General features: G+C 68.6%; 30 protein-coding genes. 12 read left to right on the forward strand and 18 right to left on the reverse strand.

The window, feature by feature from the left end:
• Window positions 1–26: 26 nt before the first annotated feature.
• The 8 genes from C503_RS43650 to C503_RS0127160 form a co-directional block, all read right to left on the reverse strand.
• Complete coding sequence (locus C503_RS43650) at window positions 27–758, reverse strand: hypothetical protein (RefSeq protein WP_018685367.1); 732 nt, start codon at window positions 756–758, stop codon at window positions 27–29.
• Entirely contained in the window at window positions 751–1740 is a 990-nt protein-coding gene (locus C503_RS0127130; RefSeq protein WP_018685368.1) for a radical SAM protein, read from the reverse strand. Before C503_RS0127130 ends, C503_RS43650 begins: the two co-directional genes overlap by 8 nt.
• A gap of 73 nt (window positions 1741–1813) precedes the next feature.
• Window positions 1814–2116 (reverse strand): hypothetical protein, encoded by a 303-nt coding sequence (locus C503_RS0127135; RefSeq protein WP_018685369.1) that lies wholly within the window; start codon window positions 2114–2116, stop codon window positions 1814–1816.
• Window positions 2117–2135: 19 nt separating this feature from the next.
• Window positions 2136–2534, reverse strand: coding sequence for a hypothetical protein (locus tag C503_RS0127140; RefSeq protein WP_156893531.1), 399 nt, complete (start codon window positions 2532–2534; stop codon window positions 2136–2138).
• Window positions 2534–3079 carry a hypothetical protein gene (locus C503_RS0127145; protein WP_018685371.1) on the reverse strand — a complete coding sequence of 182 codons (546 nt, stop codon included), beginning with the start codon at window positions 3077–3079 and terminating at the stop codon, window positions 2534–2536. Before C503_RS0127145 ends, C503_RS0127140 begins: the two co-directional genes overlap by 1 nt.
• A gap of 54 nt (window positions 3080–3133) precedes the next feature.
• The gene (locus tag C503_RS0127150; protein ID WP_018685372.1) at window positions 3134–3547 is read right to left on the reverse strand and encodes a hypothetical protein; all 414 of its coding nucleotides are present in this window, start codon (window positions 3545–3547) and stop codon (window positions 3134–3136) included.
• On the reverse strand, window positions 3544–3687 hold the full coding sequence (locus C503_RS46280; RefSeq protein WP_156893532.1) for a hypothetical protein: 144 nt from the start codon (window positions 3685–3687) through the stop codon (window positions 3544–3546). The genes C503_RS0127150 and C503_RS46280 overlap by 4 nt, the downstream gene beginning before the upstream one ends.
• Window positions 3684–4001 (reverse strand): hypothetical protein, encoded by a 318-nt coding sequence (locus tag C503_RS0127160; protein WP_018685374.1) that lies wholly within the window; start codon window positions 3999–4001, stop codon window positions 3684–3686. Before C503_RS0127160 ends, C503_RS46280 begins: the two co-directional genes overlap by 4 nt.
• Before the next feature lie 476 nt (window positions 4002–4477).
• Here C503_RS0127160 and C503_RS41060 point away from each other — a divergent pair, with 476 nt between their 5' ends.
• The gene (locus tag C503_RS41060) at window positions 4478–5356 is read left to right on the forward strand and encodes a Scr1 family TA system antitoxin-like transcriptional regulator (protein ID WP_033401111.1); all 879 of its coding nucleotides are present in this window, start codon (window positions 4478–4480) and stop codon (window positions 5354–5356) included.
• 20 nt (window positions 5357–5376) lie between these two features.
• Window positions 5377–5778, forward strand: a complete 402-nt coding sequence (locus C503_RS44120; protein WP_084477343.1) for a DUF397 domain-containing protein — start codon at window positions 5377–5379, stop codon at window positions 5776–5778.
• A gap of 94 nt (window positions 5779–5872) precedes the next feature.
• On the opposite strand, the gene C503_RS0127175 is transcribed toward C503_RS44120, so the two are convergent.
• Window positions 5873–6235 carry a hypothetical protein gene (locus C503_RS0127175; protein WP_018685377.1) on the reverse strand — a complete coding sequence of 121 codons (363 nt, stop codon included), beginning with the start codon at window positions 6233–6235 and terminating at the stop codon, window positions 5873–5875.
• A 53-nt stretch (window positions 6236–6288) separates the two neighbouring features.
• A complete protein-coding gene (locus C503_RS0127180; protein ID WP_156893534.1) occupies window positions 6289–7563 on the reverse strand; it encodes a coiled-coil domain-containing protein in 1275 nt (424 codons plus the stop codon).
• Between the two features lie 197 nt (window positions 7564–7760).
• On the opposite strand from C503_RS0127180, the gene C503_RS0127185 reads away from it, so the two are divergent.
• From C503_RS0127185 to C503_RS0127215, 7 genes are all read left to right on the forward strand, one after another.
• Window positions 7761–8102 carry a hypothetical protein gene (locus tag C503_RS0127185; RefSeq protein WP_026316742.1) on the forward strand — a complete coding sequence of 114 codons (342 nt, stop codon included), beginning with the start codon at window positions 7761–7763 and terminating at the stop codon, window positions 8100–8102.
• On the forward strand, window positions 8099–8887 hold the full coding sequence (locus C503_RS0127190) for a hypothetical protein (protein ID WP_018685379.1): 789 nt from the start codon (window positions 8099–8101) through the stop codon (window positions 8885–8887). Before C503_RS0127185 ends, C503_RS0127190 begins: the two co-directional genes overlap by 4 nt.
• Window positions 8884–9747, forward strand: a complete 864-nt coding sequence (locus tag C503_RS0127195; RefSeq protein ID WP_018685380.1) for a hypothetical protein — start codon at window positions 8884–8886, stop codon at window positions 9745–9747. The genes C503_RS0127190 and C503_RS0127195 overlap by 4 nt, the downstream gene beginning before the upstream one ends.
• A 62-nt stretch (window positions 9748–9809) precedes the next feature.
• Complete coding sequence (locus tag C503_RS0127200) at window positions 9810–10259, forward strand: hypothetical protein (protein ID WP_018685381.1); 450 nt, start codon at window positions 9810–9812, stop codon at window positions 10257–10259.
• Between the two features lie 64 nt (window positions 10260–10323).
• Window positions 10324–10683 (forward strand): hypothetical protein, encoded by a 360-nt coding sequence (locus C503_RS0127205; RefSeq protein WP_018685382.1) that lies wholly within the window; start codon window positions 10324–10326, stop codon window positions 10681–10683.
• 93 nt (window positions 10684–10776) lie between these two features.
• A complete protein-coding gene (locus tag C503_RS0127210) occupies window positions 10777–11694 on the forward strand; it encodes a hypothetical protein (RefSeq protein ID WP_156893535.1) in 918 nt (305 codons plus the stop codon).
• A gap of 73 nt (window positions 11695–11767) precedes the next feature.
• Entirely contained in the window at window positions 11768–13042 is a 1275-nt protein-coding gene (locus C503_RS0127215) for a tyrosine-type recombinase/integrase (protein ID WP_018685384.1), read from the forward strand.
• Between the two features lie 16 nt (window positions 13043–13058).
• Here C503_RS0127215 and C503_RS0127220 read toward each other — a convergent pair whose 3' ends face one another.
• The gene (locus C503_RS0127220) at window positions 13059–13283 is read right to left on the reverse strand and encodes a hypothetical protein (RefSeq protein ID WP_156893537.1); all 225 of its coding nucleotides are present in this window, start codon (window positions 13281–13283) and stop codon (window positions 13059–13061) included.
• A 162-nt stretch (window positions 13284–13445) separates the two neighbouring features.
• Between C503_RS0127220 and C503_RS0127225 the strand changes: the two genes are divergently transcribed.
• The 3 genes from C503_RS0127225 (at window position 13446) to C503_RS46955 (ending at window position 15576) form a co-directional block, all read left to right on the forward strand.
• The gene (locus C503_RS0127225; RefSeq protein WP_033401112.1) at window positions 13446–14684 is read left to right on the forward strand and encodes a hypothetical protein; all 1239 of its coding nucleotides are present in this window, start codon (window positions 13446–13448) and stop codon (window positions 14682–14684) included.
• A 65-nt stretch (window positions 14685–14749) separates the two neighbouring features.
• Complete coding sequence (locus C503_RS46950) at window positions 14750–15271, forward strand: hypothetical protein (RefSeq protein ID WP_026316743.1); 522 nt, start codon at window positions 14750–14752, stop codon at window positions 15269–15271.
• Entirely contained in the window at window positions 15211–15576 is a 366-nt protein-coding gene (locus C503_RS46955; RefSeq protein WP_033401113.1) for a hypothetical protein, read from the forward strand. The genes C503_RS46950 and C503_RS46955 overlap by 61 nt, the downstream gene beginning before the upstream one ends.
• 98 nt (window positions 15577–15674) lie before the next feature.
• On the opposite strand, the gene C503_RS0127240 is transcribed toward C503_RS46955, so the two are convergent.
• From C503_RS0127240 to C503_RS0127270, 7 genes are all read right to left on the reverse strand, one after another.
• Window positions 15675–16385, reverse strand: a complete 711-nt coding sequence (locus C503_RS0127240; RefSeq protein ID WP_018685387.1) for a hypothetical protein — start codon at window positions 16383–16385, stop codon at window positions 15675–15677.
• A 115-nt stretch (window positions 16386–16500) separates the two neighbouring features.
• The gene (locus C503_RS0127245; protein WP_018685388.1) at window positions 16501–16731 is read right to left on the reverse strand and encodes a hypothetical protein; all 231 of its coding nucleotides are present in this window, start codon (window positions 16729–16731) and stop codon (window positions 16501–16503) included.
• A 163-nt stretch (window positions 16732–16894) separates the two neighbouring features.
• Window positions 16895–17257, reverse strand: coding sequence for a hypothetical protein (locus C503_RS0127250; RefSeq protein ID WP_156893539.1), 363 nt, complete (start codon window positions 17255–17257; stop codon window positions 16895–16897).
• Window positions 17258–17362: 105 nt separating this feature from the next.
• Entirely contained in the window at window positions 17363–17809 is a 447-nt protein-coding gene (locus C503_RS0127255) for a hypothetical protein (RefSeq protein ID WP_018685390.1), read from the reverse strand.
• Window positions 17810–17835: 26 nt separating this feature from the next.
• Complete coding sequence (locus C503_RS43660) at window positions 17836–18294, reverse strand: hypothetical protein (protein WP_156893540.1); 459 nt, start codon at window positions 18292–18294, stop codon at window positions 17836–17838.
• Window positions 18295–18374: 80 nt separating this feature from the next.
• Window positions 18375–19109, reverse strand: coding sequence for a GNAT family N-acetyltransferase (locus C503_RS0127265; protein WP_018685392.1), 735 nt, complete (start codon window positions 19107–19109; stop codon window positions 18375–18377).
• A complete protein-coding gene (locus C503_RS0127270; protein ID WP_018685393.1) occupies window positions 19109–19660 on the reverse strand; it encodes a hypothetical protein in 552 nt (183 codons plus the stop codon). The genes C503_RS0127265 and C503_RS0127270 overlap by 1 nt, the downstream gene beginning before the upstream one ends.
• Between the last annotated feature and the right edge of the window lie 15 nt (window positions 19661–19675).

Consider the following 19675-nt stretch of genomic DNA (forward strand, 5'->3'; position numbering starts at 1 on the left):
TTGGTGCCGGGCCACCACCGTGTGGGTCAGGGGGCGAGCGCGTCGGTCGGCTTCTCGGCGAGATGGTCGAGCTGGTCGAGGTGGTCCCAGGCCGCGTCGGCGACGAGGTCGTCGAGGTCGACCGGGCTGGTCCAGTCGTATCGGCCGGCGGCGCGGGCCGCGACGAGGGCGATCGCCAGCGTGCGGACGATGGCCTGTCGCACGGTCACTGCCAGCGAGGCGCCCTCGGGCGGGGCGAGCGTGGCGGCCTTGAGTGCGGCGTGCTCGCACACCGCGGCCAGGTCGGTCACCGCCGGTTCGCCGATGTCGTGCGCGGTGTCGATCACCTTGGCGGTCCCGCGTTCCTTGGCCTGACGTGCGGTCCACTGCTGGCGGACGCTGTCCACTCCGGGAAGCCGACGGTCAACGCCGAACGCCGTGAGCGCGGCGAGATCGGCGGCGACGTCGTGGCCGGCGAGGACCTTGGCGTGGCGTCGGCTGGCCACGAGGATCTCGTCGAACCGTTCGGGCAGGATGGCGGGGCTGTCGTCCGGTTCGCTGGTCAGCACCTCGAACCCGAAGTTGAGGCTCTGGCCGTCCAGCGACAAGGTGCGGGTGGAGTCGGTGTAGAGGTAGATCACGCAGGCCCACTCGGGGCGCCGCACGTACCCGGTCAGACCGACCGCGACGGCGGCCATCATCGGCCGCTCCGGAGCGAACGGGCGCTGGGTGGCGCCGTACGGCTCGATCGGCCAATGCAGGTTGGTGGTCCTACGCATGACTGCCACCTCGCTGGGTGGCGAGGATGCTGGTGCCCAGGTACTTCGCGACGTGGTTGCGCTTGAACCGGTAACGCTGCCAGATCTCGGTGATCGGCTCCTCGAGCACGTTGCCCAGCGGCTCGAACAAGTTCTTCGCGTCGTACACCGGCCAGGCGCTGGCCTGGCCGGTCGGCTCGATGCAGATCATGTGGCCTTCGGTGGACTCGTTCCACGTGGTCAGCCGGAGGGCAGGCTGCCAGCCGAACGTGGCAGCCAGGCTGGTCAGCTCGCCGAACTTGACCTCGGCTTCGGCCTCGGTGATGAACTCGCTCTCCTGCAGTTTGAGCGCGTTCCCCTTGCGCAGCGGCATGATGAGCTTGAGCTTGCCCGCGTCGATCGCGTCGGCGATCTGATAGAGGTAGGGCAGGCCGTGCAGGCCCGAGCGCAGCGCCACGCAGGACAGCGACAGCGGGAGCCCGTGCTCCTGGAACGCACGGATCCCGGTCATGATCTTGTCCCAGTCTCCGCGCAGTCGTGCGGTGATCGCACGCGGGCCGTCGAGACCGACGTTGACGTAGGCGATCTTGCCGACCATGCGCTCAGCCCACTGCGCGCCCCTGGTCGCGTTGGTCGGGATCCCGAGGATGAAGTCGGGGGCGTACATGTCGACGACGTCGCCGAAGTCCCGGCGCAGCAAGGGTTCACCGCCGGAGAGGAACACTCGTTGCACGCCCGCGAGGTTCGCGCGCATGGTGTCGAGCTGGTCCAGGGTGGGGTCGGGCAGTTGCAGCGTCTCCGAGCAGAAGTTGCAGTCGAAGTCGCACCTCTTGGTGATCTGCTGGATGACCGAGAGCGGGGCGTTGATCTGCTCGGCGAGCTCGTCGACGGACGTCTCGCCGTTGAGCCGGAAGTGGTGTCCTTCGGTGAAGATCACCGGCCCGGACTGTGCCTGAACCAGCGGTGCGGGGGCGGGCATGGTGGGCATACCGAGGTTGGTCACGATGGAACCCTTTCCTGTTCTACCTTGGGACAGAACAACATCAGCCCGTCCACAGTGGACGGACTGCTGGCTGTTACACCTCGCCTTCCGGGCCCAACACGACGCCGTCGTCGATCTCGACGAGCTCGTATCCCTCGGGCACCGCGAACGCGGTCAACCAGTCCTGTGCCTCCCGGCCGCCGCGGGCGAGCTGCTCCTCGACGTCCGGGGAGGGTGCGCTCCGAGCGCGGCCTGCGGCGGCGAGCTCGGCGTTGCCGTAATAGTTGTTGACCCAGCCGTGCTCGGTCGCCAGCTCGATCAGGCGGATGTTCACGCCGCGCGTCGTGTTCGCGCGCACCAGCACGCCGGCGGTGTTCAGCAGGGTGGCTTGGCCCATACGACGTTCTCCTTCTCTGTCAAGGCAAGTTGTTCGGCGGCGGGGGACTGGCCGGTCTGGGCGGCCGGGAAATCGTGACGATCTTCGTGCGGTACCTGGCCTCGTTGAGCGCCTGCGCGAACGCGGTCACGTAGGCGCCGAGGACGGCAGCGTCCTGCGCGTCGACGTCATTGAGTCCGGGCAGGTGAGCCTCGGTGAGAAGGAGGTAGACCTGGCTGCTGTCATCGCGTGCCGCGCGGCCGTCGCAGATCAGCCAGACCGCAAGCCGGGGATCCTGGATGATCAGCCGAGGGAGTTTGCCCTGGACGCGCTGGTGAGCTGGCTTCTTGCCTCGCTCCTCGGCGGTGATCACCGCGGCACGTAACGCGGCCGTCTCGGCGATGGGCACGACGTCGCGCGGCTCTGGTCGTTGAGCCATCACGCGGTCACGGAGGTGGATCGCGACCTGGCGAAGTGCGAGTGCCCCGGTAGCTCGGGGAGTTCGAGGATCGCTTCGACGACCTCAGTGAACAGGCCGACCTTGGTCCATCGCACCTGCCGCAGCCGCTCACGCGCGGCGTCGTCGAGCGCGTGCTGTTCGTCCTCTTTCAGGGTCTGCTGGTCGTCGCCGTCGAGTTCCGCGTCGTCCGGCATGAACGCGGACAGGTCGTCGGAGCTGGGCACGGTGAAGAGGTCGTCGGGACGGAACGCGTCGACGGGCACCCGGTAGGCGAACGAGCCGTCCCAGGACGCGAGGACGACCCAGGTCACGCCCTTCCAGAACCGCTGGAACATGCGAGCAGGTCGGTCACGATCCATCGCGGGATCGGTCACCAGCCGGTCGGACTGGGTGTATCCGGCGCGGCGAAGGCGCTCGACAGCACGGCGCACGGCGGTGGCGCCTTCGGCTGTCTCTAGCGCGCCCCACGGGTCGTCGAGGGCGAGGGCCTTGATCTTGCTGCGTTCCGTGGTCGGTTCCGGCATGGTTCTGGCTTCCCCGGTGGTTGTTATGGCTGGCAAGCTGGCGAACCGCCTCAGCTAGGTCTTGTCGCGGCCCTCGAAGAACCACTCCGGCGCTTGCTGAGCGGGTTTGCCTTGGTGCTGGTTGTCGGGAACTGGTTCGGCAGGGTTCTGGCCGGTCGGCTGATGCAGGTGCTCCGAAAGATCCATCGCGTACTTCAGGGCCTCGCCCACCGGCAGGAACTCCTCCCAGACCACGTTGTGGTCAAAGGGAAAGTCCGGGTTGTAGCTGGCCACGCAGTGCAGCAAGAGTGACGGCGCGTTGAAGCTCAACGTCACGACGTCGACGTAGCGCTCGCCTTCCTCGGTGTAGATCAGCGAGAGCTGGACGGCTCGGACCTTGTGAAGGATCGGGTTCGGCCTGACCTGCCAGCCGGCGCTCAGCAGCCAGCGGACACCGGACCTGACTTCGTCTTCGGCGGGCATGGTCATGCTGCCGCCTTTTGCTGCCGGGCCTCGGCCACGGCGGCGTCCCTGGCGTCCTGCCGGATGCGCGTGGCCCAGTAGATCAACCGGGCGAAGAAGATGAGCGCGGCAATGATCACGAACACGACCACCATCGGAGAAGTCACCGCCCTGCCATGACACGGAGCGCTGACCGCACGCTGGGCACCGCGGGGGATTCGATCTGCTGGTGCGGCAACGTCAAGCAGAACTCGACAGTCGCCTCCAGGTCGGGCATCGCGCACGCTGAGCGGCGCTCGTTGCGGCCGCGCCAGCCGGAGTCCGTGTTGAGATCAGCGGTGGCGCCGCACGCGCAGAACGACGTGCCGCCCGCCGGGAACTGGCTGAGCCAGCCGTCCGACCTGCGCTCCCACCACAAGGCGATGGTCTGCGCGCGGCAACGATGCAGGACCCACGGCAGAGAAGCGGCGTACCAGGGCACGCCGTCGAGATGCTTGACGACTGGATCGGCGGGAGTACCAGCGTGGACGCCTTCGCGTTGCCAACGACCGGACATGTCTCAACCGCCTCTTCCCGACCTTGGTGGTTCCCAGCGAGGCCCTGGGGGCGTGATCGAGCCAGGTCGGGGGTCCGGCTCGATCTCCTAGAGCCCCGCTGGGGGCTTGAGGCCGGCCGGGCGGTGTGGTGGCGGTTCCCGCGGGGGGTCCGGATTACCGCGTTAGCCCACGTCACAGGGACGCCAGGGGGGAGGAGCGTCCTCTGCTCCGCCCGGCCGGTTGCGGCTCTCCCGAACCGCGTCCTTACCATAGACCGAAAACTTAAGATGAAGTGTAGCCCGTATGGGTGGCGTACCTGATGGTGTGACGCACGGACTTGCGACACTGTGTGTGTAGACGCTGGTGAAGGTGCTGTAGTAAGCCCCGACTTCAGCGACGAGAACACGGGAAGCGAGGCAGGATGCCAGAGCAACGAGAAGACCCCAAGGCGCTGCGCTGGCTCATCGGCTCCGAGCTGCTCAACGCGCGGAACAAAGCCGGGGCCACCCAGGCGCAGGCGAGCAAAGCCGCAGGGTGCAGCCACGTAACGGTCAGCAACATGGAGTCAGGTTCGACAGCCCAGGAGCCTGCGCGCATCACGAAACTGATGAAGTTCTACAAGTGCGACCAGTCCGACATCGACCGTCTGGCTCGTCTCGCTGGTAGCTACGCAGGCAAGGGCGCCTGGTGGGCCGACTTCAAGGACGTCGTCGAAGACTGGTTCGCCACCTTCGTCGGCCTCGAGGGCCTGGCGAACGCCGAGTTCGTGTGGGAGCCGATGGTCATTCCGGGGATGCTGCAGATTCCCGCCTACCACGAAGCCCTGCTCGACAACCATCTTCGGTTCTCGCCGGCCGAGGTGCCGAACGTAGTCAGCTTGCGCCGCGCCCGCCAGGAGCGCTTGCGATCGTCCGAGAATCCGCTCGACTTCACCACGTTCATCGAGCCGCGAACCCTGGACCGCCTCGTCGGAGGCCCGCAGGTCATGCGACAGCAGCTCGAAGCCCTGCGAGAATGGAACAAGCTGCCGAACGTGCACCTCTACGTCCCATCCGAGGAGATCGCCGTTCACGACGGCCTCGACGGGGAGTTCACGCTGTTGGACTTCGCGGTGGCGCAGAGTATCGGCTACATCGAGTTCCAGGATGGAGCCCGCTACATCCAGGACCAAGATCGAGTCAGGACATACGATCTGGCCCGGAAGCGGATGTGCAAAGCCGTGGCGCAGGACCACGACGAGGCACGCCGCCTGGCCGAAGAGGCGATCGCCTCACGTCTCGACCGCCTCGCGGCAGCTTGAAGTTGAAGGAGGACAACAACATGCCCGGATCTAAGGAGCTCGTCTTCAGGGCCAGCTCCTACTCAAACGGCGGTGGCGGGTGTGTAGAACCCGCGCCGCATTCCAGGGGGGTGACTGTGCGTGACAGCAAGGACCCCGAGGGGCCGCGTCTGGAGTTCACCCACGATCAGTGGGCCAACTTCCTTCACGAGGTCAACAACGGACTGGCTTGCTCCAACGGTGCTGTCACGATTAGTACCGAGGAGCTCGCTCTGGTATATCGCGGCGAGCTGAAGCACACCTGCTGGCACCTGCACGCTGTGAACTCCGAAGTCACGCTGCATTTCACCGAGGGCGAGCGCGTCGCGTTCCTCGCCGGTGCTCGCGGCGGCGAGTTCAACTTCACCGAGTCCCCGGCTCTCGCTGCTGCTGCTGCGAGCTAATCCCCTGGCTCCCCACCACTGGTCCTGATCAACAAGGGCCGCCCGCAACTCCTGCGGGCGGCCCTTAATCGTTCTTTGACTGACGTAGTTGCGGTCAGCGGTCACTGCTCGGATGTCTGGGCCCCCACTGCTCAGCAAGGTCTTCAAGGGCGGAGTGCATGTCGGCCGTCAGGCCGGCCCGGTCATCGCTGATGCTCTCGGCCGTGATGACGACCGTGCCACGCCACGGGTAGTTGGGGTCGTAGCCGATGGCGCCGAGGACGTGGGCGGCCAGCGGGTTAGGTGGCATCGCCGCGGTGAAGGTGTCGTTGAACCAGGCCCGCAGGCGTCCCATGCCCTGGCTGGCCTTGTCGGGGATGTGCCCGACGATGGCGCTCTGGAGCTCGTCGGCCGTGGTGGTGTGGAAGGTTAGGCCGTCCTGCGGATGCAGCACGGCGAACTCGACGTCGGCTGTCATGCTTATTCTCCCTGTTCAGAGGCATTAGGAATCTGCTTCACAATGCTTTGGCGCTAGGACTGCCCGCGGTCCTCGTCGTCGTCCTCCGGCGGTTCCTCCTCGGCCGACACGATCTGGGTGAGCTGGGTCCGCAGCGAGGTGATGTCGCTGCCCCGGTCGGCCGTGGCGAGCGCCGTGAGCAGCCGTGTGCGCAGCCTGGTCAGGTCGTCAGCAGCGGTTCGGTTGCGCTCGGCGGCGGCCGTCGCCTGCTCGGCTCGGGTGGTGAGCCGGGCAACCTGGCCGGTCAGGTCGGTGATTTGGCTGTTCAGCCCGGTGATCGTGTCGGCGGTCTCGCGCTCGGTCTCGCGGCGTTGGCGCTCGAACTCCGTCTGCTGGTCGTCCAGCTTGGCGTCGAACTCGGTGCGCTGTTCCTGCAGCTTGGCGTCGGCCTCGGTGCGTGCGTCGTTGAGCGCGTTCTCGCACTCGGTGCGTTGTCGATCGAGTTGCCCGCGCAAGTCGTCCGTGGCGGTGGTGAGCTGCTGTACGCGCGAGGTGAGTTCGCCATTGGCGCCGGTCAGCTCGCCGATCCGGGTGGCCTGCTCGGAGATCGTGGTGTTCGCCGTCGCCAGCGAGTCGGTGGCCTCCTTGGCGGTTTGAAGAGCGGCTCCTGCGCGGGTGTTGGCCTCCTTCTCCCGGTCCTCCGCTTCCCTCTTCGCTGTCTTGGCCTCGTCGCGTTCGACGAGCGCCGCGCCCTCGTTGCGCCGGGCTTCGGCGGCGTCGTCGACGGCCTCCTGCTTGGCGGCGAGTGCGTCGTTGCGGGCGATGGTGGCGGCCTGGGTTTCCTGACGGGCCAGGTCGGCGTCAGCGACGGCCTGCTCGGCGCGAGCGAGCGCCTCGACGACTTCGCCGGCCAGGCGCCCGTCGAGCTGGGTGAGGTCGCCGCGCACGGGGTCGAGCACGGCGAACAGGGCGTCGAGGGCGGTGCGCAGGGCGTCGAGGTTGCGGGCCTGGGCGTCGACGTCGAGGTGGGACAGCGGGCCGGTGCCGCCGTAGACGGCCAGCCACAGGTCGTGGGCGTCGTCGAGGCGGGCGCAGGTGACGCCCTTGCCGCGGTGGTCCTGGCCCCAGACGTGCTCGCAGTGCCTCGGGCGCGGGCCTCCGCCCCTGCTGGCCGGTTTGCGCGGGTAGCGCTGGCAGAACTCGCACAGCTCCGGGTCGGCGAGCCGTTCGCGCCTTTCGTCACCGCGACGCAAGGCCGGAGGGGTGGGAGGCCGCTCGGCCAGCGCGTTCGCGTCGCTCTCAGCTGCCTCACCAGGGGAAACAGCCGGGTCGCGCTCATCCTCTGTCATGATCGAGATTCTACACGACTAAGTTAGAAAACTCTAACTGGTAGTCTTAGTTAGCTAACCTTGACTAGACAAGGAGTCATGTTTTCGATAACCTGTGTTATCGAATACAAGTAGATCTTTGTGCGTCGTGTGCGGCCCGAGCGCGGTCGTGGTGCCCGGCGCGGACTGGGGAGGCGGGGCCTGTGGAGACGACCGGGATGACAGCGGACGAGCTGCTCGGCGGGTGGGCGGCCGAGCGAGCGCGGCGCGAGCAGGCCAACCAGCAGCTCGTCGCGATGACCGCGCCGGCGGCGTACCGCGAGGGGGACTACGTGACCTTCGTGCTGGTCGCGAACGTCACGGCGACGGTCCGGATCGTCGAGATCGACGACGACGGTGGGACCAGCTACGCCTTCAGCAACGGGCAGATCGGGGCGTACCGCGATCACCGGGTACTGACGCTCTGGCGGGTAGCTACCCCTGACGAGGTCGAGCTGTTCGAGGCGCACGCCGTCGACCAGCTCGGCGAGCGGGTCGCATTGCCGGTGGGCGCGCGATGAGCAGCACCGAGAACGGCAGGCGCGACGAGTTTCAGCCGCCAGCGGCGTCGGACCGGTTCCGCAAGTGGTGCGCGAGGCACTACGCGCGGTCGTCCGGACAGCAGTGGCGCGTCATCTCCTGGATGTGCTGGACGGTGGTCGCGGTCGCTATTGGGGTCGGGCCGATGGCCCTCCTGCTGCTGGCCGATCTCCCAATCTTCGGGGTCGTCTGGTTCGCCGTGGCCGTGCTCGCGGTGGCCTGGGTGGCTCCGGCCACCCTGGACTGGATCGAGGCGGCGATCCCTGGACCCGTCCGCCGTGATGAATACGCGCTCCTGCTGCCTGACCACGCGGAGTTCCGGTCGGTGCCGACCACGCGTCTGCACAAGGCGATCGTGGGGCACGTCGCCGCCGTCCACCATGCCGACGGCGGCTCGCTGCGTTGGTGGTTCGCCCCCGACCCCGACGACACGCAGCCACCCAACCCGCTCGCGGACGCGGTGCTCGAACGGTTCGTTCAGCGCAGTTGGGACCGTGTCGGCGAGGGCTCCCCGGTGGGCGGGTTCCGTGGCCCGGTGGTCGTGACTCTCCGGCCGGGCCTATACGGCAATCTGGGCCTTAGCCGCGCCGCGCGGGAAGCCCTCGACACCCTCGTGGCGGTGTACATGACCGGCGAACTGCCGCCGGGGGCCTTGACCCGTGAGGAGATGCTCGCCCAGCTGATCAACGGTCTCACTGCCGCCGCGGAGCGGGTCGGTCAGAGCACCATCGACACAAGCTCACCGAAGAGGGGTGACCAGCGATGACCCATGACCACTCGACCGACGACACCGCGGAGACGACCGACCTGCTGGAGCGGGCGCGTGAGTTGGTTCGGGCCCGCGCCGCACAGCTGGGTACGTCCGTACCCGGCGCAGACGACCGGAAGATCGTGGTGCTGGTCGACGAGGCCAGCCAATTCCTCGGCGACGCGGCGGCCACCAGGGACGGGACGAGCATGGCCGAGCTGATGCGCCGGCACCTCCACGAGATGCGTGACCCGCGCGCCGCCGTCTACGAGAACTGCCCCGTCTGCGGTATGACGCCGCGCTGGTACGACGGCAGTCAGTTCGGCTGTTCCTGCTGTTCGGCGACGTCGTCGAGTTTCGTGGGCAGACTGCTGCCGATGTCCGCCGAGCATCTGCGCGAGGCTGTCGAGCTGGCCGTCGCCCACGACCGCGAGGACGTCGCGACTGCGCTGCGCGCAAGTGCGCAGGTCTTCGCTGGCACCCTGCGGCTCCGGTTCGAGCCCGCCGACAGTTCCAGGGCCGAGATCCAGGCCGACGCCCAGGTGCACGTGTGGCAACCCGGCCCTGGCGTGTACTTCGTGGTGGTCCGGAGCCAGGCCGCCGCAGCCGACTGCGCCGAGACCGGCTGGGCCGACGAGAACATCGCGATCACCCACTACGACCTCACCGGCCCGCAACCGGTGCGCCGCGTCGGCGCCGCCGTCTCGGCCGCGGCCGGGGTGCCCGAATCCGTGGCCGACGAGCTGGAGGCGTTCCACCGCACGCTTGCGGACGCGACGACGGCCTGGGTGGGCGGCGTGCGCGAGCTGCGCGAGCTCGACGCGCCGCTGCTGCCCGCGCAGCGCGGCTGGCCCAAGCCCCGGAACCCCGTGTCCTGAACAGCAAGACCCAGCCGAACCGTCCTTGATCGACCACGAAGACTGAGGGAGTTGACCGCAGCATGAGCAGCACGCCGACCGAGACCATCGCCTCGTTCGCCCACGAGGGCATCACCTACGAACTGGACCACCTCGGGATCGCGCAACCCGAGCAGTGGGGGCAGGTGGCGATCTATGCCGACGGCGACATGGTCGGCGAGGTGGTGGTGGAGTTCCCCGCCGCGTCCCACGCCGAGACCAAGTACCCGGCGCTGCCGGACGCCGCCGTGCTCGCGGAGCTGGCGTGCCACGAGCTGGCCATCGACGCCGGTGCGCCGGATCAGATGACCCTGCGGTTGGACAACCGTCCGGTCATGGCGGCCTGGTGCGGCGGACATGCCCCGGACGATCCCGGCAGCGACGTCCTGCTTGTCGACGTTCCGGACGCCGGGCGGGCGGTGATCGTGCTTGGGCAGACCGTCGAGCGCACCGAGACCGGCTTCCGCAAGGTCGACGCCCGAACCGCGATCTGAGCGGCGGATTACGTGCAAGGTGTCATCTCGACACAAACCTCCAGTGGCTAAAGGAGAACGGCAGATGAACTCAGTGACGGACGACCGACTCGCACGGATCGCCCAGTTCGAGACCAAGCTTCACCAGGCGATCGACACGCTCTCGGCGGTCATCGAGGACCCGGAGTTGAGCGACTACCAGCCGCGGCGCACAGCGCTGCTGGACGCGCTGAACTGGCTGGAGATGGAGGCAACCTGCGGTGACTGCATCGAGGGCCGCTGTCACTGGGGCGGTGAGAAGTCGCGTGCGTCCATCGCCGCGGCGGAGGCCGGCCGCGAGTACGTCGAGCCAGGGGTGGGGCGGTGTGGCTGCGGTCGGCACGAGATCAGCGTGCAGGCACGGCAGCGCCGAGCGCGGCTGCGCGCGGCCGGGATCCTGTCATAGCCACCCCTGTGCCCGAGGTCGCATCGGCATCGGCGTGACCAGGGCCGACGACCTTCTTCACCACGAGCATTGACCAGGAAGGACTTCACCACCGTGACCGAGGACGAGGCGGCCCGCCGACGCGCCTATCAGGAGCTGTACGAACGGCACCGCCAGAGTCAGCTCGCCCGGATCTCGACCGGCGGTTTCACGTACATCCACGACCGCGCCGACCCGCAGGCGCAGCTCGCCCGCCGGATTGGCGCCGCGCTGGTCGAGGCCGGGTTCACCCTCTACGACCGGGTCGCGGAGGACCCGCTCGGCGGAGCGATGATCATGCCGCGCACCGATCCCGAGGGCGGGGTGTACGTGGGCTGGACTATCCCCGACGAGCTCAGCAACGACTCCAGCAGGCCGGCGCTGCGCGCCCACATCACCAGGACGATGAACCAGGCCGTCCACGACGTCCTGGAGGCCTACGGCTTCGACGTCGGCGAACACCATCACCCTCTGCTGGTCACGTTGGGCCCGGATCCCGAGCGTGCCCTGGAGGAAGAGCTCGACGAGTTCGGTGAGCACGTGGTTGAGCTGTGCAACCAGGTTCGTCCCGGCGGTCACATCCCCACCGAGTGGCCCGAAGCCGACCAGATTGCCGTGGCGCTCGTGCTCCTGCAGCACTGGCACATCCAGGAGATGAACCGCACGCCCCGCGACGCGGCCCGCGAGCTGTTCGACGGGCAGGAAGTCAACCCGATGGCCTGGATCGAGTCGATGCGAACCGCGCTCGGGCTGCCCACGCGGGACCTGTGGTCCGCCGACTCGAGGCTGCCGATCACGGCGCTGCGCGTCCGGGCGGAGGGTCTGGTCGACTTCGAGCCGACCGACGAGGAACTCGCCGCGGTGTGGTCCGACGAGGAGTTCGCGGCCGAAGCCACGATCTTCGGCTGGGACGACGCGAAGGTCCTCGACCGGCTGCGCACCCACCTCACCACCCTGGGGTCGCTGCGGGCGCTCGGACCCGACGACCAGTAACCCGGACCGACGTAGCCGGCGAAGTCCCCGACGTCCATCGCGAACGAGCACACCAGCCCAGAGGAGGAAGAACGTGAGCTCCAGCCTCGTGCTGGCCGAACCGGCGTTCGTGCAGGAGTACCCGGAACTGCAGAACACCGGCGTGCCGGACTGGCTGCCGTTCGCGATGGAGCAGACCGTGAAGTGGCTGACCCTGAGCTACGAGGGCAGCCACCGCAACGGCGGCAGCGAGAACACCACCAAGAACTACGCGATCGACCTGGGTGTGCCGCGCGCGATGCAGACCTGGCGCGAGCCGGTCACCGGCAAACGCGGGCGCCGTTCACCCGGCCCGCGGCCCCAGGCGTTCCTGCGCTGGTGCGCGGCCTTCGACGTCAACCCGTTCACCGACGTCGACGTCGACCTCGCCCACGCGTGGACGCGGTACGGCCGGTTCTGCGGTGACGCGGACACCACGCTGCACCGCCGTGTCGGCGCGATCAGCGCCTGGTACTCGGCCATGCGCCGCCGCGAGCACACCACGATCGTGTTCGCCGACCTGATCACCAGGCAGGACCGTGAAAATCTCGGCATCACCGCCGTTCCGGCCTCGCCGACGGTGGCCGCGCCGCTGGCCGTGGTGCAGGCGGTGCAGGTCGCCGCACTACTGGACCCCTCGCCCCTGCGGACCCGCAACCGCGTGATCGCCGAGCTGCTGCCCGGCACCGGCCTGCGCGCGGCTGAGCTGTGCAACCTGGACCTCGACGACCTGCACCGCTCCGGACCTGGTGGCGTCCCCGCGCTCTACGTGCGCGGCAAGGGCGGCAAGTACCGCTGGGTCGCGCTCGACGACCACGAGATCGCGCTCATCGACGACTACCTGCCCGACCGGGTTCCCCCGGACACCGGCACCGACGTCACCCTCGCCGGACAGGTCGGCACCCGGCCCGCCGTGGCCCAGCCGCTGCTCACCTCGAGCACCGGACGGCGACTCTCGACGCAGGCGATCACCTACGTCCTCAACCGGCTCGGCCGCCTGCTCGACCCCGCCTCCGATCACCCCATCGTCGCCGAGGCCGCGCTCGTCCTGGCCGACGCCGGGCGGCTGCACCCGCACCAGCTCCGGCACGCCCACGCCCAGGAGGCCGACGACGCCGGCGCCTCGCTCAACCGGATCCGGCTGCAGCTCGGTCACGCCTCGCTGGCCACGACACAGCTCTACCTCGACAACGGCACCAACCTGCGCAAGTCCACCTCCGTGGTGGTCTCCCGGCTCATCCGCCAAGGCGTCGACCTCAGCACGCTTCCCACCGACGGCATCCGGCTGCGCGCCCTCCCCGAACTCGAGGACGAAGCGGAGCGCTCCTGACAGTGGGTGCGCGGGCTCAGTCGTCGTGGCGGCGGCCGAATTCCACTCGGTCAACGAGCAGGACGACACCCGACCCAAGGACGACAACGGGCAGCACGGTGAGGAAGTCACGAACCCAGTCACCGCCGGGGAACACCGAGACGACGGTCGTGATCACCAAGCACAGCAGAAGCTCACTCGCGGCCAGCGCGCCGAAGAAATAACGGGAACGCAGTTGGCGGCCACCCCTGCGCCCAGCCATAGCCAGCCTCAACATACCCCGAACAGCGGTACACACTCCATGATCACAAGTGTATTCGATGGCGTCGGGTATGCCGACCCTGTCTTGTTTCCCCGAGCCCCACGACCGTATTGGCGCAGGTAGTACCATTGTGAATCTGAATCGCAATGAGTGGAGGGCGACGTGGCGAAGGGCAAGGGCCCCGCGATGCGGAAGCTGGCGCAACTCGTCGCGAGACGTGTCCAGATCCGCGTGGACGCCGACTACTCCACGGAGGGCCGCAGCACGAAGTGGCACCTGACGTGGGACAACGGCCCGACGGCGGACGTCATGCGCCGGCATGTCCGGGCGGTGGCCACGTCGGTGCCCGGCCTGGACGTAGCCGAGGTCGGCTACCGCCGCGACTACAGCGATCGGCACGTGGTCGCGGCGTGGCTTCGCCGGGCAGAACGCGACGATCGGGTCGACGGCGGCCGGTGGGCGGCCGAGGGCTACTTCCAGGAGACCGGCTTTCCCGCCGACATCGCCGGCGACGACCCGCTGTGGGAACTGGTGGACTACGCCTTCGCCCTCTGCGGCGGACCGGATGCCTACGCCGAACGCGTCATCGAGCACGTGGCGAAGATCGGCCTGCGTGGGCTGCGCCTGGAGCAGTGGCTCGACCAGCCCGACGATCTCGATTCCGACAGCGTGCGGCGCCGGGTAGCTCCGCTGCTGGATGCCTCGGGGCTGTCGGAACGCACCCGACGAAACCTTCACGCGGTCGCGGCGGACATCGTGCGGGATCTCGCGGGCAACGGTCCGCGCCACGCCGATCCTCGGGTGCGCGTGCTGGTCGCCGAAGCCGCCCGCGCCGCGCTGACGCAACCTGTTGACGACGAGCAGCGGCGGCAGGCACTGGAATGCGTCGCGGACGGCACACCGCTCTACAAGCTGAGCTCCCGGATCGGGAAGTCGGAGTCCACACTGGTCAAACGCTGGAACCCGGCCGACTTCAACCGAGACCTCGCTCCGCTGGCCTGGCTCCAACAGCACGAAGAACGGTGGGCGCAGGCCTGCACCGACGCCGTCGCCGAGGTGCGGGCGAACCGCGAGCTGGCCGAGGGCCGCGACATCTGGCTGCTGCTGTCGTCGCTGGAACGAGCGGCTCAGGACAGCGGTGCCGGATGGCAGCGGCTGATGGAAACACCGCAGACGGCACGGAAGCTGCTGGTCGCGGTGCCGGAGACGTTCTCTCGGATACGCCAGGACCGGCTGACGTACCGCACGCTGGGCGGCGAACCCGAGGACGGCGAGCTGGCCGCCGGGCCGGCGCTGCACCGGCTGGCCGACATGCTGGCGCAGTACGACACGGCGCCGCCTCCTCGGCGCCGTGGTGGTGCACACCCTGGACGTTCACCACGGTCCGCTGCCTCCGACTGAGTTCCACGTACTCGTCCGGTCCTCGAGGGGGTTGTGCTGAGGATCGGCCGGCGGACGATGGGGACATGTCCCCACTGCGGTGGAGCGAGGTCGTGGACGCCGCTCGGCAGGTTGTCGAGGGCTATGCGCACGCAGTCACGTTGCGGCAGGTGTTCTACCGGCTCGCGTCGACCGGCACTCTGCCGCTGACCGCGACGGCGTACAAGAAGCTCTCGGCGCACCTGGCCGAACAACGCCGCCGCGGAGCGTTCCCGGACCTACTGGACTCCGGCCGGAAAGTGCACCTCGACCCCATTTTCAGTGATCCCGGCGAGCTGCTGGCATCGGTCCCGAGCTGGTATCGGCGCGACCGCACCACCGGACAGGACACCGCGCTGTACGTCGCGGTGGAGAAGGACACGCTGCGCCTGCAGGTGCCCGACTGGCTCGACGACTTCGGCGTGCCGGTGCTGGTGGTGCGCGGCTATGGCAGCCAGTCCTACGCCGACGTCGTCACCCGCCGCGTCGCCACCGACCCACGCCCCGCGTGCTGCTCTACCTCGGGGACCTCGACGCCTCCGGCGAGGACATCGAACGAGACTGGGTAGCGCGCACCGGTTGCTGGACCCACGTCCACCGACTCGCCGTCACCGTCGAACAGGCCACAGACCTCCCGGCCGCCGACGGCAAGGCGAGTGACCCGCGATGGCCAGCATTTGCCCTCCGGCACGGCCTGGATCCGACCCGACCGGTCCAGTGGGAGGTCGAGGCGATCGACCCGGCCACGCTGCGCGGCCTCCTGCTCGACACCGTCGACGGTTACGTCGACGCCGAGCAACTCGGCGCGGTCATCGCCGAGGAACGCGAGCAACGCGCACAGCTCGCGGCATTCCTACGCACCTGGCACCAGTGACACCCGTCAAATCGCTGACCAGCGACAACATTCGGAGCTTGCCAAGCCGTCGTGGCCTGACTGCGGCGTGCAGCACCTCCAACAGCCGTTCACGCCGGTTACTGAAGGAGCGCCTGCAGAAACTCGTTCCACGCCTCGGTCGCGTTGAGTTCGAGCGCGCGGCCCGCCATGTGCAGGAACGCTGCGGTGACCAGCACGTCAAGCACGTCGGCGGCGGCGACGATCTCGGCGGCGGCCTGGTTGGTCGGCGACGTGCTGAGGGGCGGCTGCTCCGGGTTGTCGGGGATCATCTGCGCCTGGTCGTAGGCGTCCCCGGCGTTCGTCAGTTCCTCGTCGGCGAGCTTCCACAGGTCGAGCGAGTACTTGTCTCCGAGCATTCCCGCGACTTCTGCTCGGGTCTCGGGTGCGTCAGGCAGGTACCGGTGCTGGGTGGTGGCCAGCCACTGGGCGCTGAGGGTGAGGATGTCGCGCAATCCGTTGGGGGACAGTTCTTTCCACGCGTTGAGGTCGGCGTCGGTGGCGAGCTTCCGTGCGGTGCTATCCAGCGACAGGTCCGCGCCGCCGCCCTCGTCCGGCGGGGTTTCCGCGAGCTGCGTGGCGATCCGGCGGGCCAGGTAGACATCGGCGGCTTCGATCAACTGCTGGCGGTAGTTGATGAGCGCGTTCACCGCGCCGAGGGTGTGCGCGGCCTTGCGCATCTCGGGTGGAAGGCCGCCCAGGTCGGCGACATCGACCACGTGCACCCCGTCGTGGCCTGCTGCGACCTGCCGGATCAGCGCGGTCAGGTCGAAGTCGTCCGGATCGGGCACGTCAGCTCCCTTGAAGTGGTGACACGGCGTGTCCATCCTGGCAGCCGGGCGCGATCACGGGTCCGCGCGGTCGCTTCCGGGAGGAAGTCCTTCTCACCGGATCTGGCGGACGTGCTCAGGGTGTGGGCGGGTTCTGGGACAGGATGATCTCCAGCGCGCCGGGGTACTGGGCCAGCAGGGGATCGAGCTGGTTGAGCAGCGAGCCGAAGGCGGCCATCGCGGCGTCTCGGCCTCCGGGGAGCGCGTCGTGTCGCAGGGTGTACTGCACGGCGGCGACCAGGATCATCGCGCTGAACGGGCCCATTTCGACGGTGACCCGCGAACCCGCAAGTTCGTCGTCGAGCATGTTCTGCAGTACCGCGACGGTCGGGTCTGGCTCGCCAGGATCGGGGGCCGACCGGGATACGGGAGAAAGGGGCAATGAGCCCTTGAACCCGCAGGTCAGCGAGTTAGCAGTCGACGCCGGCGGTCGCCACCGAAGACGTCCTGCTGGAAGTTTGGTCGCCGGATCAACCGGCTGAGGTCCCGATGTCGTCGAGTAGCCCGACCATGGCCACCATCACCTCCACGACCGCCACCGCCAGCTCCGGCATCACGCCCAGCTCGGCCAGGGTGGGCAGCGGTGTCAGCGGGCCGGCATCAGGACCGGCCAGCCCAAAGCCTTCGACCACGATGGCGTCGCGCACCAGGGCCGGGGTCAACTCGGCTGCCGCGAACCCGGCATCGGCGAGCGCGGCCAGGATGCCGACGAGCCCGGCCCGCACCGGGACCGCCAATTCCTCGTCCATCCCGTAGCCGGCGGTCCACCGCTCGACCAGCACCTGCACGGCCGCCGGCCCCCACCGGTCACCGCGCGCGTCAGCACCACGCACAACCATCCCCCCGAAACCTGGACAGAACAGACACCGACAGCTCTGTCGGCACCGTCGGACCCGGCGTTACACCGTTCGTGTGATGGACGTCCAGTTCATGGCTGGTCAGAGGTGGTCGTTGTTCTCGCCGCAGGGGCCGAAGAACCGGCACTCGATGAGGTCGCGGGGGTTGAGCGCGCGGGCGTGGGGTTCCAGCCGGTCCAGGACAGCGGCGACACCCTCGAGGTCGAGCTTGTCGTCCTGGCCGGGGACGCGGTGTTCCCGTTCGGTGTGCTCGTCGCAGCCCAGGTAATTGCCGGCGGAGCCGATGACCACGCCGCCCTCGTCATCGAGGTCGAGTCGACAGGTCAGGTGGTACGGGGTGACGTCACTGACCACGTGCATGGTGACGCCGCCGAAGCTGTCGGGGTAGCACCACCGCGCCTCGGGGTCCACGGGGTAGCCGTTCTCGCGGCAGATGAGTTCATCCAGCGTCCAGCCGCGTGTGGTGAGCAAGTCGTGCACAGCGGTCAACTGCTCGACGCTGACGCTGGGGCCGTACAGGATTCCCATCGCGTGCTCCTGGTGAGATCGATCGGTCACCGGCTGGTGGCCGCGCCCGAGGCCGCCGCCTTCACGTGTGCCTTCCACACCCCGTCGCGGACCTGGCGGGGCACCCGGACCTCCACCGCGTGCGGCTCGGCCTTGTTCGCCTTCAAGTACATTCCGTGGGTCTGCGGCGTGGTGCGAGCCTGCTCCAGCCCGTAGGGAGGCTGGTGGGGGCCGGCCCAGTCGGACACGGCGCGATGGTTCCACACCGTCACGCGGAACCACAGTTCCTCCCAGTCGTAGATCTCGTCGCCGTGCAGCGCGGCGAACCGACGCCCCAGCACCGCGGCCGCCAACTCCTCCGCGTTGCGAGCGAACTCCATCCCGCCGGACTCCCGGCTGCCGTGGACCGGGTGCAGTTCTTGCCACCAGTCCGCGCCGTCGTCACTGGTCTCCACCAGCCACGTGTACTCGGTGCCGGGATCGACGAACTCGTCATTGTCTGCCACCGCGCCATTCTGGTCGACTCGGATGTCCATTAGGGACTGACAGGGCCGCCGGGAGCGCCCGCACGAGTGGGTGATCCGGCTCAGTCGCAGTCGCGGGTGAACAGCCGTTCCTGGCCGGCGGGCCAGATCCGGAAGTCCATTCCGAACGGCACGCTCAGGTCGATCTCGCTGTGGTGGTCCAGCACGGTGAACCCGGCCCGCTGGTAGAACCGGTCCAAGCCCGCGGTGTCGGGCATGGCGCCGTAGAGGGTCTGGAAGCCGCAGTGGGCGTAGACCTGGCGGGCGCGTTTGAGCAGCGAGCCACCGATGTTGGCGCCACGGGCGTGCTCGAACACCGCAAGGGCCTTCACCCGCGTCAGCGCGACACCGACCAGCATCCACAGCTTCTGGATCTGCTGGATCGTGGCGTGCTCGCGGTGCATCTGGTCCACGATCCCCTCCACCAGCGTGACCGGCGGATAGGCCACCAGGCCGCCGACGACACCGTGGTCGCGGTGCTCGGCGACCAGGGCCAGCCCGGCGTCGAGGTAGGCGGCCAGCGGGTTGGCCTTGTCGTGGAGCAGCCGCGAGTAGCGCTGGCCGATGGCCTTATGGCAGGCGGTGTGGTCACCGCGCAGGCCGGCGCGCAACGCCGTGCCGAAGACCTCGCTGGTGATGGCGTCGCGGATCGGGCCCTCGAACGGGGCGCCGGCCAACCGGGAGACCTCCGCGAGCGCCTCGAGGTCGGCGGCGCGGGCCTGGCGTACCCGGACTCGGGGTGCTGCCGGCCATCCGGTAACCAGCTTGTTCTCGGTGATCGCCTTGTCCGAGGCCATCAGACGGTGTCCTTGCCCCCGGCGGCGGCCGAGGACTCGAGCACGGCGTCGACCCACTGGACGAACTTCAGTGCCGAGCCGTCGAAGTGGGCGCGGATGCGGTCGTTGATCGCGCGGATCTCGTGACCGGGCTTGAAGTCGCGGTCGCCCGACTCCCCGCAGCCGCATCCACAGGGCCGCAACAGGAACTGCTGTTCCTCGGGTAGGTCGCAGTAGGCGACCGGGTTGTGGGAGTTGGTGTCGGCCGGGTCGGGGCGACCGAGGTAGGCGTCGCGCACCGGGTGTCCCTTGGTCAGCACCTCGCCGTCGAGGGCGACCCGGTCGCCGTGGACGGTCAGGTTGGTGATCTCCCCGACCGCGAGTACCACCCCCGCGCCGACGATCACCGCGAACCGTTGCCGGCTGGCTTTGTCGGTGCGCATCCGCCACACCCCCCGACCGGCTTGCCACGCCTCGGACTCGGTCATCCGGGGGAAGCAGCCGATGTAGCCGCGGCCGAGGGGGTCGTCCTGCACAGTCTGGTAGTCGCCGAGCTTGAGCCGTACCGCCACCGCGAGCCTCCACCT

The organism is Actinokineospora enzanensis DSM 44649 (genome assembly GCF_000374445.1).
GTDB classification, from domain to species: domain Bacteria; phylum Actinomycetota; class Actinomycetes; order Mycobacteriales; family Pseudonocardiaceae; genus Actinokineospora; species Actinokineospora enzanensis.

Coding starts and splice junctions, on each gene's coding strand:
- C503_RS0127255 (WP_018685390.1), bottom strand. CDS start 17,809: ATGGGAATCCTGTACGGCCCCAGCGTCAGCGTCGAGCAGTTGACCGCT.
- C503_RS44120 (WP_084477343.1), top strand. CDS start 5,377: ATGCCCGGATCTAAGGAGCTCGTCTTCAGGGCCAGCTCCTACTCAAAC.
- C503_RS0127180 (WP_156893534.1), bottom strand. CDS start 7,563: ATGACAGAGGATGAGCGCGACCCGGCTGTTTCCCCTGGTGAGGCAGCT.
- C503_RS0127185 (WP_026316742.1), top strand. CDS start 7,761: ATGACAGCGGACGAGCTGCTCGGCGGGTGGGCGGCCGAGCGAGCGCGG.
- C503_RS0127245 (WP_018685388.1), bottom strand. CDS start 16,731: ATGCTCGACGACGAACTTGCGGGTTCGCGGGTCACCGTCGAAATGGGC.
- C503_RS0127200 (WP_018685381.1), top strand. CDS start 9,810: ATGAGCAGCACGCCGACCGAGACCATCGCCTCGTTCGCCCACGAGGGC.
- C503_RS0127190 (WP_018685379.1), top strand. CDS start 8,099: ATGAGCAGCACCGAGAACGGCAGGCGCGACGAGTTTCAGCCGCCAGCG.
- C503_RS41060 (WP_033401111.1), top strand. CDS start 4,478: ATGCCAGAGCAACGAGAAGACCCCAAGGCGCTGCGCTGGCTCATCGGC.
- C503_RS46950 (WP_026316743.1), top strand. CDS start 14,750: ATGTCCCCACTGCGGTGGAGCGAGGTCGTGGACGCCGCTCGGCAGGTT.
- C503_RS0127135 (WP_018685369.1), bottom strand. CDS start 2,116: ATGGGCCAAGCCACCCTGCTGAACACCGCCGGCGTGCTGGTGCGCGCG.
- C503_RS43650 (WP_018685367.1), bottom strand. CDS start 758: ATGCGTAGGACCACCAACCTGCATTGGCCGATCGAGCCGTACGGCGCC.
- C503_RS0127145 (WP_018685371.1), bottom strand. CDS start 3,079: ATGCCGGAACCGACCACGGAACGCAGCAAGATCAAGGCCCTCGCCCTC.
- C503_RS0127150 (WP_018685372.1), bottom strand. CDS start 3,547: ATGACCATGCCCGCCGAAGACGAAGTCAGGTCCGGTGTCCGCTGGCTG.
- C503_RS0127195 (WP_018685380.1), top strand. CDS start 8,884: ATGACCCATGACCACTCGACCGACGACACCGCGGAGACGACCGACCTG.
- C503_RS0127140 (WP_156893531.1), bottom strand. CDS start 2,534: ATGGCTCAACGACCAGAGCCGCGCGACGTCGTGCCCATCGCCGAGACG.
- C503_RS0127175 (WP_018685377.1), bottom strand. CDS start 6,235: ATGACAGCCGACGTCGAGTTCGCCGTGCTGCATCCGCAGGACGGCCTA.
- C503_RS0127220 (WP_156893537.1), bottom strand. CDS start 13,283: ATGGCTGGGCGCAGGGGTGGCCGCCAACTGCGTTCCCGTTATTTCTTC.
- C503_RS0127265 (WP_018685392.1), bottom strand. CDS start 19,109: ATGGCCTCGGACAAGGCGATCACCGAGAACAAGCTGGTTACCGGATGG.
- C503_RS0127205 (WP_018685382.1), top strand. CDS start 10,324: ATGAACTCAGTGACGGACGACCGACTCGCACGGATCGCCCAGTTCGAG.